The organism is Kineococcus halophytocola (assembly GCF_041276425.1).
In the GTDB taxonomy this organism is placed as follows: domain Bacteria; phylum Actinomycetota; class Actinomycetes; order Actinomycetales; family Kineococcaceae; genus Kineococcus; species Kineococcus halophytocola.
This window is the reverse complement of record NZ_JBGFTU010000025.1, coordinates 17,690-30,518: the sequence shown is the minus strand read 5'-3', so window position 1 is coordinate 30,518 and position 12,829 is coordinate 17,690. Positions and strand designations below refer to the sequence as shown.

8 protein-coding genes are annotated in these 12,829 nt (G+C 78.8%); 4 read left to right on the top strand and 4 right to left on the bottom strand.

Annotated elements, in window-relative coordinates:
- Positions 1 to 10 precede the first annotated feature (10 nt).
- Positions 11 to 1,465: a phytoene desaturase family protein gene (locus tag AB2L27_RS17855; protein ID WP_370442844.1), complete on the bottom strand. Its 1,455-nt coding sequence runs from the start codon at positions 1,463 to 1,465 to the stop codon at positions 11 to 13.
- 77 nt (positions 1,466 to 1,542) lie between these two features.
- Here AB2L27_RS17855 and AB2L27_RS17850 point away from each other — a divergent pair, with 77 nt between their 5' ends.
- The 4 genes from AB2L27_RS17850 to AB2L27_RS17835 all read left to right on the top strand — a co-directional run bounded on the left by AB2L27_RS17850 (position 1,543) and on the right by AB2L27_RS17835 (position 6,478).
- Positions 1,543 to 3,033, top strand: coding sequence for a potassium/proton antiporter (locus AB2L27_RS17850; protein ID WP_370442843.1), 1,491 nt, complete (start codon positions 1,543 to 1,545; stop codon positions 3,031 to 3,033).
- Positions 3,034 to 3,056: 23 nt separating this feature from the next.
- Positions 3,057 to 5,237 (top strand): phosphodiester glycosidase family protein, encoded by a 2,181-nt coding sequence (locus tag AB2L27_RS17845; protein WP_370442842.1) that lies wholly within the window; start codon positions 3,057 to 3,059, stop codon positions 5,235 to 5,237.
- An 84-nt stretch (positions 5,238 to 5,321) separates the two neighbouring features.
- Entirely contained in the window at positions 5,322 to 5,687 is a 366-nt protein-coding gene (locus AB2L27_RS17840) for an FmdB family zinc ribbon protein (protein ID WP_370442841.1), read from the top strand.
- Between the two features lie 98 nt (positions 5,688 to 5,785).
- Positions 5,786 to 6,478, top strand: a complete 693-nt coding sequence (locus AB2L27_RS17835) for an SAF domain-containing protein (protein ID WP_370442840.1) — start codon at positions 5,786 to 5,788, stop codon at positions 6,476 to 6,478.
- Positions 6,479 to 6,480: 2 nt separating this feature from the next.
- Here the strand turns inward: AB2L27_RS17835 and AB2L27_RS17830 are convergent, their stop codons facing one another.
- The 3 genes from AB2L27_RS17830 to AB2L27_RS17820 all read right to left on the bottom strand — a co-directional run bounded on the left by AB2L27_RS17830 (position 6,481) and on the right by AB2L27_RS17820 (position 12,817).
- Positions 6,481 to 8,553: a putative bifunctional diguanylate cyclase/phosphodiesterase gene (locus tag AB2L27_RS17830; RefSeq protein ID WP_370442839.1), complete on the bottom strand. Its 2,073-nt coding sequence runs from the start codon at positions 8,551 to 8,553 to the stop codon at positions 6,481 to 6,483.
- A gap of 245 nt (positions 8,554 to 8,798) precedes the next feature.
- Entirely contained in the window at positions 8,799 to 8,960 is a 162-nt protein-coding gene (locus AB2L27_RS17825; protein ID WP_370442838.1) for a hypothetical protein, read from the bottom strand.
- Positions 8,957 to 12,817, bottom strand: a complete 3,861-nt coding sequence (locus tag AB2L27_RS17820; protein ID WP_370442837.1) for a hypothetical protein — start codon at positions 12,815 to 12,817, stop codon at positions 8,957 to 8,959. The genes AB2L27_RS17825 and AB2L27_RS17820 overlap by 4 nt, the downstream gene beginning before the upstream one ends.
- Between the last annotated feature and the right edge of the window lie 12 nt (positions 12,818 to 12,829).

Genomic DNA, 12,829 nt, shown 5'->3' with positions numbered 1-12,829 from the left:
GAGGTGGGCCTCAGGGGGTGCGCCCGCCGCCCAGCCGCCGGGACCGGGCCAGGTCGCGCAGCGCGAGGATCGCGGCGTGGAAGCCGCACATGCCGTGCACCCCGCCACCGGGCGGGGTCGCCGCCGAGCACAGGTAGGTCCCGGGCAGCGGCACGCGGTAGGGCGAGAGCCCGACGACGGGCCGGAAGAGCTGCTGGCGCAGGGTGAGGGCACCCCCGCCGACGTCCCCGCCGACGAGGTTGGCGTTCTGCTGCTCCAGCTGCGCCGGCGGCGTCTCGACGCGGGCGAGGACCCGGTCGCGGAAACCCGGCGCGAACCGCTCGACCTGCCGGTCCACCCGCTCCCCCACCCCGGGGTCGGCCGAGCCCTGGGGCGTGTGCGCGTAGGCCCACACGACGCGCTGCCCGCCGGGCGCGCGGCCGGGGTCGGCGGCGTCCTGCTGGGCCAGCAGGACGAAGGGGCGCTCGGGGTGGCGGCCGGCGACGACGTCGGCCTCGGCGGCGGCGACCTCGGCGGCGGTGCCGCCCAGGTGGACGGTGACGGCCCCGGCCAGGCGGGGGTCGCGCCAGGGGACGGGCCCGTCGAGCAGGTAGTCGACCTTGTGGGCCCCGGGCCCGTAGCGCCACCGCCGCAGCGCCGCGGCGTACCGCGCGGGCAGCCGGTCACCGCCCAGCGCGAGGAGCTGGCGGGGGGTCACGTCGAGCAGGGTGAGGTCGGCCGGGGGCAGCTCGGCCAGCGACCGGACCGGGTGCCCGGTCACGACGCGACCACCGTTCTCGGCCAGGACCCCTCGCAGCGCACGGGTGATCGCCCCGGACCCGCCGGCGGGGACCGGCCAGCCGGTGGTGTGTGCGGCGGCGGCGAACAGGGTCCCGAACGCCGCGGTCAGCACCTGGGTGTGCGGCTGCAGGGCGTGCGCGGCCATGCCCGCGAACAGGGCCCGCGCCGGTTCCTCGCGGAACGCCGTGCGCACGAGGGCGGCCGAGGGCCAGGCCGCGCGCGCCCCGAACGACCCCAGCGCCAGGGGCGCGGACGGCACCCGCAGCAGCGGGCCCAGGACGGCGGGGACGAGCTCCTCCCAGCGCGCCACCGGGCCGGCGAACAGCGCGCGCCAGGCCCGGCCGTCCCGGCCCAGGGCACCGGCGGCCTCCTCGAGGTCGTGCGGCAGGACCGCGGCGGGCCCGTCGTCGAGGGCGTGCCCGAGCGGGTACCGGCCGTGCCGCCAGCGCAGACCGTGCCGCTCCAGCGGCAGGTCACGGAAGAAGGGGCTGGCGACGGCGAAGGGGTGCACGGCCGAGCCCAGGTCGCTCACGACCCCCGGGCCGAGCAGCTCGGCGTCGACGCAGGCCCCCCCGGCCCGCTCGCGGGCCTCCAGGACGGTGACCTCCAGCCCCGCGCGGGCCAGGACGACCGCGGCCGACAGGCCGTTGGGCCCGGACCCGACGACGGTGGCCGTGCCCCTCACGGGCGCCGGCGGGGGACGGACGGGCGCGGTTCTCCCAGGGGCACGTGAGCACCGTAGCCGCCACGTTACGGTTCGGCATGACCCCGGAGGAGTTCAGCCGCACGCTGCTGCTGGCCTCCGGAGTCCTGCTGCTGGCCGTGCTCGCCGTGCGCCTGTCGGCCCGCACCGGGCTCCCCTCGCTCCTGCTGTACCTGGGCCTGGGGCTGGTCCTGGGCGAGGACGGGATCGGCATCCCCTTCGCCGACGCCGAGATCGCCCAGGTCCTCGGGTACGGCGCGCTCGTCCTCATCCTGGCCGAGGGCGGGCTGACGACGCGGTGGGAGGCGATCCGGGGCGTCCTGGCCCCGGCGGCCGTCCTGGCCACCGCCGGCACGGCCGTCTCGATCGGCGTCGTGGGCCTCGGCGCGCACCTGCTGCTGGGCACGTCCTGGCCGATCTCCCTCCTGCTGGGGGCGGTGGTCTCCTCCACCGACGCCGCGGCGGTGTTCTCCGTCCTGCGCGCGGTGCCGCTGCCGCCCCGGCTCTCGGGGGTGCTGGAGGCCGAGTCCGGTCTCAACGACGCCCCCGTCGTGATCGCCGTGCTCGCCTTGACCGAGGTGGCCGCGGGCGGCTCGGGCCACGCGTGGTGGTTCTACCTCGGCGAGGCCGCGTTCGAGCTGGTCCTGGGCACCGTCCTCGGGGTCGGGGTGGGCGCCGCGGGCGCCTTCCTGCTGCGGCGCAGCGCGTTGCCCAGCTCGGGGCTGTACCCGGTGGCCGTGCTGGCCCTGGCCGTCGGGGCCTTCGCCGTGGCCGACGTGCTGCACGCCTCGGGGTTCCTGGCCACCTACCTGTGCGGGCTGGTGATCGGCAACGCGCGGCTGCCCCACCGGCACGCCACGCGCGGGTTCGCCGAGGCGTCGGGCTGGCTGGCCCAGATCGGCCTGTTCGTCATGCTCGGGCTGCTGGCCAGCCCCTCGCGCCTGCCCTCGGCGGTGCTGGACGCCCTGCTCCTGGGGGCCGTCCTGACCCTCCTGGCCCGCCCGGCCTCGGTCCTGGTGTCCCTGGCGGGGTTCCGGCTGCCGCGGGCGGACCTGGCGTTCCTGTCGTGGGCGGGTCTGCGCGGGGCCGTCCCCGTCGTCCTGACGACGGTGCCGGTGGTGGCGGGCATCGCCGGCTCGGAACGGCTCTTCGACCTGGTGCTGGTCCTGGTCGTCGTGTTCACCCTGGTCCAGGCCCCCACCCTCGCCCCGCTGGCCCGGGCGCTGGGCCTGATGAGCGCGGCCCCGACCACCGACCTGGACGTGGAGGTCTCCCCGCTGGGGACGCTGTCGGCCGACGTCGTGCAGGTGCGGGTGGGACCGCGGTCGCGGCTGCACGGGGTGGAGGTCTTCGAGCTGCGGCTGCCGCGCGGGGCGAACGTGAGCCTGGTGGCCCGCGACGGCACGACGTTCGTCCCGCAGCCGCGCACCGTCCTGCGCCGCGGCGACGACCTGCTCGTCGTCACGGGCACCGCCGAGCGCCGGCTCGTGGAGGAGCGGCTGCAGGCCGTCAGCCGGGCCGGCAAGCTCGCGGACTGGCGGGAGGCCTGACCCCGGGCACATACGGTGAGTAGATGCGTCGTCGCACGGTGTTGTCGATCGCCACCCTCTCCGCGTCCGGCCTGCTCGTCCCGGCCCCGACCCCCGCGCGGGCCCTGGCCGTGCCGGACGGCCCGGAGACGCTGGCCCCCGGGGTCACCCTCGAACGCTCCACCTCGCCCGGCCCCGTGCGCCAGGTCCTCGTGCGCCTCGCGGCCGGGTCCTCCACCCGGCCCGTGCTGCTCCAGCGGACGCTGAGCTCCCCGCGCACCCCGGCGGAGCTGGCCACCGCGGCCGGGGCCGTCGCCGCCGTCAACGGCGACTTCTTCGACATCGACCGGACCGGGACCCCCGACGGACCCGTCGTCCTGGACGGCCGGGCACTCAAGGCCTCCGCCGAGCCGCAGTGGGCCGTCGGCCTCGACGCGGGCCCCGACGGCTGGCGGGGGCGCGTGGGACGGGTCGTGCTGCAGGGCTCGGCGACGGTCGCGGGTCGGCCCTTCCCGCTGGCGGCGCTGTGCACCCGGACCGTCCCGCCGGACGCCCTGGTGCTGTTCGGCCCGGAGTGGGGCGCCGGGGACCGGTCGCTGACGACCGCGGGTGGGCTCGAGCTGGAGGTGCGCGGCGGGACGGTCACCGCCGTGCGGCCCCCCGGGCCGGACCCGGTGCCGGGCGACGGCGTGGTCCTGGTCGCCTCGGGCACCCTCGCCGCCGCGCTCGCGGGTACCCCCCTGGGCAGCGCGGTGACGACGGACGTCCGCGTCCTCGACGACGCGCTCCCGCCGGGCTCCACGGGTTTCGCCGTCGGCGCCCGGCTGGAGCTCGTGCGCGACGGCGCCCTGACCCCCGTCGACGAGGCCGACCCGACGTGGGCCGCCCTGCGGGCGCGGACGGCGGTGGGCTGGACCGCGGCCGGCGACCTGCTGCTGCTCACCGTCGAGGGCGGGACCTCCCGCTCGCGCGGGGCGACCGCGGTCCAGACGGCGCGGCGGGTGCTGGACGCCGGGGCCGTCGGGGCGGTCATGCTCGACGGCGGCGGATCGGCGCAGCTCGTGGCGCGGACCCCGGGGGACGCGACGGTGAGCGAGGCCGTCGTCCCCTCCGACGGCGGCGCCCGGCCGGTCGCCCACGTCCTGGCCCTCGTGCCCGCCCCGGCCGGACCGCAGGCACGGACCGTGGCCCTGCGACCGGTCCGCGGTGCCGCGGCCGTGTTCCCCGGCCTGAGCACGCTCGTGCGTGCGGTGCCGCTGACGGCGTCGGGGGCCCCGGCGGCGGGGACCCCGCTCGTCGGGGTCGCCGCCGGCGCGGTGGCGGTCGAGGACCGCGGCCCCGACGAGGCCGGGCACCCGCGCGTCGCCGTGCGGGGCCTGACCCCCGGACCGGCGAGCCTGCGCGCCACGCTGGGTACCGCGACCGGGGTCCTGGCGCTGCGGGTGCTCGACCCCGTGACCGGGCTGGGCCCGGACCGGCCGCTGACCCTGCCGGCGGCGGGCGCCACGCTGGACGTGGTGGTCACGGGCCGGGACGCGGCCGGGCGGGAGGCGGCCGTCGACGCCGGTGACGTGCACGTGCGGACCGACCCGGACGTCCTGACCGCGCAGGCGCTGCCCGACGGCCGGTTGCGGTTGACCGCCGTGGCCGCGACCCCGGTCTCGACGTGGGTGCGCATGTCGGCCGGCGGCCTCGACCGGGCCGTCCCGGCCGCCGTCGGGACCCGCCCGGTGCCGGTCGACCCGCTGTCCGACCCGGGCGCGTGGGCCGTGGCGACGGTGCGGGCGGCCGCGACGGTCACCGCCGTCGAGGGTCCGGCCCTGCGCCTGGCCTTCGACTTCACGGTGCGCCCGGCCGAGCCGGGGACCACGACCGCGGCCCTCGTGGCCCGGGTCCCCCTCGCCGTGCCCCGGGGGGCCACCGGCCTGGCGGTGAGCGTGCGGGGCGACGGAGCGGGCGGCTGGCTGCGCGGCGTCGTCCGCGTCGACGGGGCGAGCCGTCCGGTGACCTTCGCCCCCCGGGTCGGCGTCACCGGGTGGCAGCGGTTCGTCACCGAACTGCCGGCGACCGCCCGGGAGGTGCTCGTGGAACGCCTGTACCTCGCCCAGACGTCGACGGCCGCGCGCGGCCGGGGCGCCCTCGACCTCGCCCGGCTCGAGGCCGACCTCCCCCCGCTGCCCGCGGGCACCGGGACGGTGCCCCGCCGACCGCGACCTCGTCGCTGAGCGCCCACGCACCGGCGACGGCGAGTACCATTGGCACTCGAACGACCCGAGTGCCAGCGGGGTCCTTGAGCTCACGGAGAACGCGTGCCCACCTACGCCTACGCCTGCCAGTCCTGCGGACACTCCTTCGAGGTCCGCCAGTCCTTCAGCGACGACGCGCTGACGGCCTGCCCCGAGTGCTCGGGCTCGCTGCGCAAGCTGTTCAACAACGTCGGCATCGTCTTCAAGGGATCGGGCTTCTACCGCAACGACTCCCGGTCCTCCAGCGGTTCCTCCGAGGGTTCCTCGGGCACGTCCTCCGGCGGGGAGAAGTCCTCGGAGGGTTCCTCGGGTGGCAAGCCCGCCTCGGACTCCAAGCCCTCCTCCTCGTCCGGGTCCTCGTCCGGCTCGTCCAGCTCCTCCGGTTCCTCCACCGGCTCGTCCACCAGCGGGTCGACCTCGGCCGCCTGAGGTCGCACCGGTCTGCACAGGCCACCGGTGACGCCCACGGTCCACAGCCGGGCCGTCGTCACCGGTGGTCCCCCGCACGGCGCCCCTAGCCTCGCGCCGTGCCCCCCTCCACCGACACCGGCCCCCAGACCCCGTTCCGGCCCCCCGCTCCCCCACCGCGCGGGCCGGGTGCCCGGCGGCGGCGCCGGCTGACCCGCCGGTGGCTCTCGGCCGGGCTGGTCGCGGCCGCCGGCGGGGTGGCCGTGGCCACGCTGGCCCCGCCCTCACCGGTGCGCGAGCCCGTCCTCGTCGCCGTGCGGGACCTGCCCACCGGGGCCGTGCTCACCGCCGCCGACGTGCGCACGGACCGGCGCGAGGACGCCACCGTGCCCGACGGCGCCCTGACCGCCGCGGCGGTCCAGGGCGCGGTGCTGGCCACCCCCGTCCGGCGCGGGGAGGTGCTCACCGACGCGCGCACGACGACGGGTCCGCTGCTCGCGGGCCAGCCCGCCGGGACGGTGGCCGCGGGGGTGGGCGTGGACGACCCCGCCCTGCTGCAGAGCCTGGCCCCGGGGGCGCGGGTGGACGTCCTGGCCCGCACGCAGGACCCGGTCTCGGGCGCGGCGACGGGGGCCGAGCGGATCGCCGCCGGTGTCGTGGTGCTGCGGGTCCCGGGGCCGCCGGCCTCCGCCGGGCTGCTCGGCGCCGCGCCCGCTCCCGGCCCGGTCTCGGTGCTGGTGGCGGTCGACCCCCCGACGGCCGCGCGACTGGCCGCGGCGGCGGGCCGCACCGTGGTGACGGTGCGGTCGTGACCTCACTCGGGGCGCGGGGCGGTCACCGGGGCGGGCCGCGCGGCGGCGGCGGCCCGGCGCGCGCGCAGGAGGTCCAGGACGGCCGCGGCCGTCATCGGCCCCCCGACGTGCTCGCCCTGGGCGCTGTGGCAGCCCAGCGCCGCCAGCGCCTGCTGGGTGGGGGCGTCGGTCACGCCCTCGGCCACGACGCGCAGCCCGAGGTCGCGGGCCATCTGCACGGTGGAGCCCACGATGACGGCACGGGCCCGGTCCCGCGTCATGCCCGTGACGAAGCTGCGGTCGATCTTCAGCTCGTCGACCTCCAGGTCGACCAGGTGGGCCAGCGAGGCCTGCCCGGTGCCGTAGTCGTCGACCGCGACCGAGCAGCCCAGGGCCCGCAGCCGGTGCACGACCACCCGGGCCCGCTCGGGGTCGGACACGATGCCGGTCTCGGTGATCTCCAGGACCAGGTCGCCGGCGGGCACCGCGTGCCGCCGCAGACCGGCGGCGACGAGCGCGGGCAGGTCGTGGTCGGTCAGCAGCCGGGCGGAGAGGTTGACCGAGACGGTGGGGGTGAACCCGGCGGCGCGCCACGAGGCGGCGTCGGCCAGGGCCCGGTCCAGGACCACGGTGGTCACGCCGGCGACGAGCCCGGACTGCTCGGCGAGCGGGATGAACCGGTCCGGCCCGACCGGTCCCAGCTCGGGGTGGCGCCAGCGCACCAGGGCCTCGGCCCCCACCACCGCACCCGTGCCCGGCTCGACCTGCGGCTGGTAGTGCACGAACAGCTCCCCGCGGTCCACGGCCCGGGCGAGGTCGCCGAGCAGCCGCAGGCGCTCGACGCTGTTGACGTCGCACCGTCCGGCGTAGGTGCAGGCCCGCCCGCGCACCTGCTTGGCCTGGTACAGCGCGACGTCGGCGCTGCGCAGCAGCGAGGCGGCGTCGGCCCCGTGGTGGGGGGCCAGGGCGACCCCGACGCTGGCCGGCAGCAGCACCTGCAGCTCCCCCACGCGCAGCGGCCGGGACATCTCCTCCACGACGGCCAGCGCCAGCCCCTCGGCCTCCAGCCGGTCGGGGACGAGCAGGCCGAACTCGTCCCCGCCGAGCCGGGCCAGGAGGGCGTCCGCCGGGGCCTGCGCGGCGAGGCGGTCGGCGACCTCGCGCAGCAGGGCGTCCCCGACGGGGTGCCCGAGGGTGTCGTTGACGTCCTTGAAGTGGTCGAGGTCCACCACGAGCAGCCCCGGGCCGAGCTCGGGGCCCGGCTCCCCGCGCAGGTGGCGCGCGGTCGCGGCCAGGAAGGCACCGCGGTTGGGCAGGCCGGTCAGGTCGTCCACGAGGGCGCGACGTTCGTGGCGGCGGGCGACGGCGGCGCTGACGAGCACGACCGACAGCGGGACGCACACCAGCAGCAGCAACCCGGCGCCGCCCTCGGCGCTGACGACGACCACGGGTGCCGAGGCGAGGACCGCCAGGGTCAGCAGCAGACCGGAGGCCGACCCGGTGCGGACCACCCGCCGGGGCGGGCGGACCACGACGCGCCAGGAGGCCGAGCGGGCCAGGGCCTGGGCCAGCAGCCCGGCCGTCCCGGCCACCAGGACGGCGGGCCAGTCGGTGGGGTCGCGCAGCACCGGGCCGCCGGCGGCGGTCCCGAGCAGGGCGTCCAGGACGACCGCGCAGACGAGCACGCCCACGAGGGACGTCCCGACGGCGACGAGGACGGCCTGCGGCCCGGCGCCCCGGCGGACCTGCCGCACGAGGGTGGGCACGGCCCGGACCAGCAGCGCCAGCGAGACCGGCCCGAGGGCGACCAGGGCGACGAGGAAGCCCCAGGAGACCGGCAGCGGTCCACCGCGCCCGCTGGTGCGGCGGGTGACGGGCCGGGACTCGGCCACGAGGACGACCAGGGCCAGGACGAGGGCGAAGCTGGACACCCGCCACGGGGGGGCACCCTGCAGGGCGCTGACCACGGCGACCGCGAGGACCCCGGCGGCGGCCGCGGCCGCCAGCACGTCCAGCGCCAGGGGGATCCGTGGTCGCGGACCCGGGCCGCGCAGGGCCGGACCGGGTACGGCGAGTGCGAGCGTCGAGCGTCGCACCCTGCACCTCCCACCACCGGACCCGTCGGACGGACCGGTCCCCTGGCCCCCGTCCGGGGGGCACTGGTCACCTGTCCGGGGACATCATGGGGGCCCCGGACGGCTCAGCAGAAGCCCTGGTGCGTTCGGAGACAGGACTTTCGACCGAGAGTCATGGTGGTTGAGCGTTCAGTCAGAAAGTCGTGTCGTTGGGCCACCCGCCGGTCACCCGCCGTCGGCCCGGCGTCCCCCGCACCCGGTGGTCGTCAGTCCCAGTGCGGGGGCCGCTGCGACAGGTACCAGTCGTCGTCGAAACCGGACCCCGAGCGGTCCCCCCACCCCTCGTCGCGGTCGTCGGCGGAGCGTTCGTCCTCCAGCGGGACGTCCCGCTCCTCCTCCCCCGGCCCCACGTCCGGTCCCGCGCTCACGGGGTCTGCACCCGCGGGCGGTCGAGGTGGACGTCGACGGCGGGGACCGGCACCTGCGTCACCGGCCCGGTCGGCACCTCGTGGCCCTCGTGACCCTCGTGGCTCTCGTGGGTCCCGCCGGTCTCGCGGGAGTCCCGGGTCTGCGGGGCGGCCAGGTCGACCACCCACGGCAGGTCGTGCCCGGCGTCGGCCAGCGCGTCGCGCCACAGGCCCGCGATGCGGTCCGCCTCGGCGTCGGCGTCGGCGAACACGTCCGCGGTCAGGACCCGCACGTACCGCCACCCCCGGCGCTCCAGCTCGGTCGGGCCGTCGACCTCGCGGTCCACCACGTCACCGCCGGCCCACGCCGCGTCGTCCAGCTCGACGACGAGCGCCGGGCCCGCACCCGCCCGGGCCCGCGCGTCCCGCACGACCACGGCCAGGACGTGGGAGTCCCCGACCCCGCACCGCACCGGCAGGCCGATGCGGCGGCACGCGTCCACCAGGGCCCGCACCACCGCGTCGGACCCGGCGCGCTCGGGCCGGTCCCCGCCGCCGAGCAGCTTCTCGCGCTCCCACGTGCGGGCCGTGCGCTCCAGCAGCGTCCGCCCGTCCTCGCCGTCCCCCTCCACCGGCGCACCCTCGCGCCCGGCCCGATCGGCCCGGTCGGCGCTCCAGCCGGAGTCGTCCAGAACGAGGGTCGTGCGCAGCCGGCTGCGGGTCAGCGCCATCCACGCCTGCGCGCGGCCGGTGTCACGGTCCTGCCCGGCCCCCTCCCCCAGGGCGGGACCGTTGAGGACGGCGTCGGTGACGACCAGCACGTGGTCGCGCCGCTCCCCGGCCCACCGCACCGGCGTGCCCACGAGCACCGGTTCGCGGCCGACCGACAGCGGCAGCGCCCGGTCCAGGGCCTGCCGGCGCACCGTGTCGGCCAGCAGCTCCGCGCCCGCCGCGTCCGGCACGACGATCCCCAGCGACTCCTCGGGGTGGCGGGTCAGGGCCGCGAGCGCCGTCTCCACGACGAGGTCGACGAGCGCGTCCGGGCCCCGGCGCGCCCCCGGCGGCCGGTCGGAGGTGCGGGCCGTGGCGCGGCCGTCGTGACCGGGGCCGGGCAGGGACACCTGCCCGGCCGGGACGGGCACCCCGGTCAGGAGGGTGTCGTCGAGCAGGGCGTGCTGGCGGTCCAGCCGCAGGGTCGGCAGCACCCCGTCCACGTCGGCGAACAGGCTGCCGGCGACCGGGCCGGGCACCGTGTGCTCGTCGCGGGCGGTGGGCAGGTCGGCCGGGCCGGGCAGGTCCGGGTCGCCGACGACCAGGACGCGCCCGGCCCGCGACAGCGCCGGCAGCGCAGCGGCCGTCGTCGTGGCCTGGGCCCCGAGCACGACGAGGAGGTCGGCGTCGGGGACGTCCTCGGCCAGCCGCGCCACCCCGGCCGCCGACAGCGCGGTGACCGGCAGGAGGTCACCGGGGCGACCGGAGGCCTGGGCGCGGGCGTCCAGCGCGGCGCGGACCCGGGCCGTGTGCCGGCCGCGGCGGGCGGCGACGGCCAGCTGCAGCTCGTAGCGGGCCGTGCGCAGGGCCGCGGCCTCCCCGGTGCCGACCAGCGGGTCGACCATCGCGACGGCGTCCAGGACCCCGGCCCACCAGGCGCGGTCGACCTCGGCGGTCAGGTCCAGGCTGCCCGGGCCGTCCCAGCGCGCCCCCAGGTCCTCCAGCAGCCCGCCCCACCCGGCGCCGTGCAGCTCCTCCAGCAGGACGGTGCGGCGCGGCAGCGGGCCGAGGGCGGCGGCGTCGGCGGCCAGCGCGCGCAGCAACGCGGACAGCTCCGGCAGCTGCACGTCCTGCAGGGACCGCGCGCCCAGGTCCGTCCAGGACCGCTCCGGCAGCACCTGCTCCAGGTCCTCCAGCTCCCGCTGCACGCCGGCCACCGCGGCGCACAGCGCGTCGAGGTCGTCGGGCACGACGGGGGCGTTGTCGCGCACCGAGACGCGCTGCCAGCGCAGCCGCTGCGAGCGCGCCTGCTGCAGCCACTCGTGCAGGGTCGCCCAGTCCCCGGCGGACACGTCCGGCCGCAGGAGGGCGCGGGCCTCGCGCCGCAGCCGCCACCGGCGCACCCAGCCCTGGCGCACCTCGTGCTCGCGCCGCCACTGCGGGCTGGCCGTCGCGGCGGCCACGTCGCCGAGGGACTGGCCGAAGACGTCCGCGCCGAAGCGCCCGGTGGTGGTGCGGACCCCCTCGAGCAGCCCGGTGCGGTCGGCCGCCTCGGCGACCGAGGCCGCGCCCCGCAGACCCGCTGCGTCGCAGACGGTCGCGAGCAGGGCCCGCAGGGCCGGCAGCCGCTGGCCGATGAGGTCCTCGACCCGGGCCAGGGCCTGCTCGGCGGCCTGCGGGGTGCGCAGGCGCGCCCCGGCCCACGGTGTCGTGCCGGGGCCGACGTCGAAGGCGCCCAGCTCGACGGCCTCGACGAGGCGCTGCGCCCAGCCGGGGACGTCGGCGCGCAGGCAGGAGGACAGGTCCTGGCCCCGCAGCCGCCGGCTGGTCGTCGGCGGCTCGGGTCGTTCGGCCAGCTCCAGCAGGGCCGTCATGGCCTCGGCGGCGCTGACGCCCCAGGGGTCGCGGGGGCGGTGCAGGGCCCGCGCGTGGTCCTCCAGGGCGCTCGCGGGGCCGGCCACGTCGGGTTCGGGGGCCGTCCCGGACGTCGCCGCGGCGGCCTGGACCCGGGCGTGGACCTCGCGGCGGGCCGCGTCCAGCTGCACGGAGGCGTCGTCGGCGCTGGCGTCCAGGTCGGCGACCAGGTGCAGCAGCAGCCGGCCCAGACCGTGGTCGCGCAGCCGCTCGTCGACGGCGCGCCGGTCGGCGGCGGAGTCGGCCACCAGCAGCACCCGGCGCCCCGCGGCGACCTCGGCGGCGATGACGGCGGCGGCGACCTGCGTGGCGCCCGTCCCGGTGGGGGCGTGCAGGCGGACGTCCTGCCCGGCCAGCACGGTCTGCACGACGTGGCGCTGGGCGGGGTCGAGGGTGAGGCCGTCGACGGGCTCGGGCGCGGCGGGGCCCTGCTCCCCGGCCCGCTCCCCGGCCGGGGCCGCGGGGGCGGGCGGGGCCGGCGGGGGGTCCACGGGCCGGTGCGCGGCGATGGCGGCGACGACGCGGTGCTCGCGCACCAGGGCACCGCGCCGGCGCAGGTCGGCCAGCAGGTCCGCCCCCGGGTCGGCGAACGTCGTCAGCAGCAGGCGGCGGTCGACCCGCAGCCCCCGGGTGCCGGTCAGCTGCCGGCGCAGCTCGTCCATGGCGGGGTTGGGGTCGAAGCCCCAGTGCGCGCCCACGGCGATCGCGATGCGGCGGGTGTCGAGGTCGACGCCGAGCTCGGCGCGCGCCACCCGGACCAGGACGGGGTTGACGATCACCTCGGGGGCGAGCTGGACGACGAAGTCGTCCAGGGCCTCGGTCGCCGGGGTCAGGGTGCAGCGGCGCAGCAGCACGGGGGTGCGCCGCGGCGGGCGCAGGGCCGGGGGCGCGTCCCCCTCGGCGAGGGTGGCGGCGTCGGCCTCCTCGGCCAGCGACCAGCCGGCGGTGCCGACGGCGACCGCCAGCGAGCGGGTGCCGCGCTGGGCCAGCAGCACCCCGGCGAGGCGGTGGGTGGTGCGGGCCCGGCGGCGGGCCTCGGCGAAGGCCCCGGCCTCGCGCACGAGGCTGCTCAGGGGCGCGGGCCCACCGGCCAGGAGCTGGGCCAGGCCGGAGGGGTGCGCGGTGGTCAGGTCGAGCACGGCGTCGGTCCCCACGGGGCAGTCGAGCAGGGCCGAGGTGCCGCCGAGGGCTTCCGCCTCCGCCCACCAGCGCCGACGCGTGGAGTCGGGACCGGGGGCGGCAGAAGACGTCACGCGGTCAAGGTT

Bases quoted from the DNA above. Each gene is read 5' to 3' on its own strand.
- AB2L27_RS17850 (WP_370442843.1), top strand. From the start codon at position 1,543: ATGACCCCGGAGGAGTTCAGCCGCACGCTGCTGCTGGCCTCCGGAGTC.
- AB2L27_RS17845 (WP_370442842.1), top strand. From the start codon at position 3,057: ATGCGTCGTCGCACGGTGTTGTCGATCGCCACCCTCTCCGCGTCCGGC.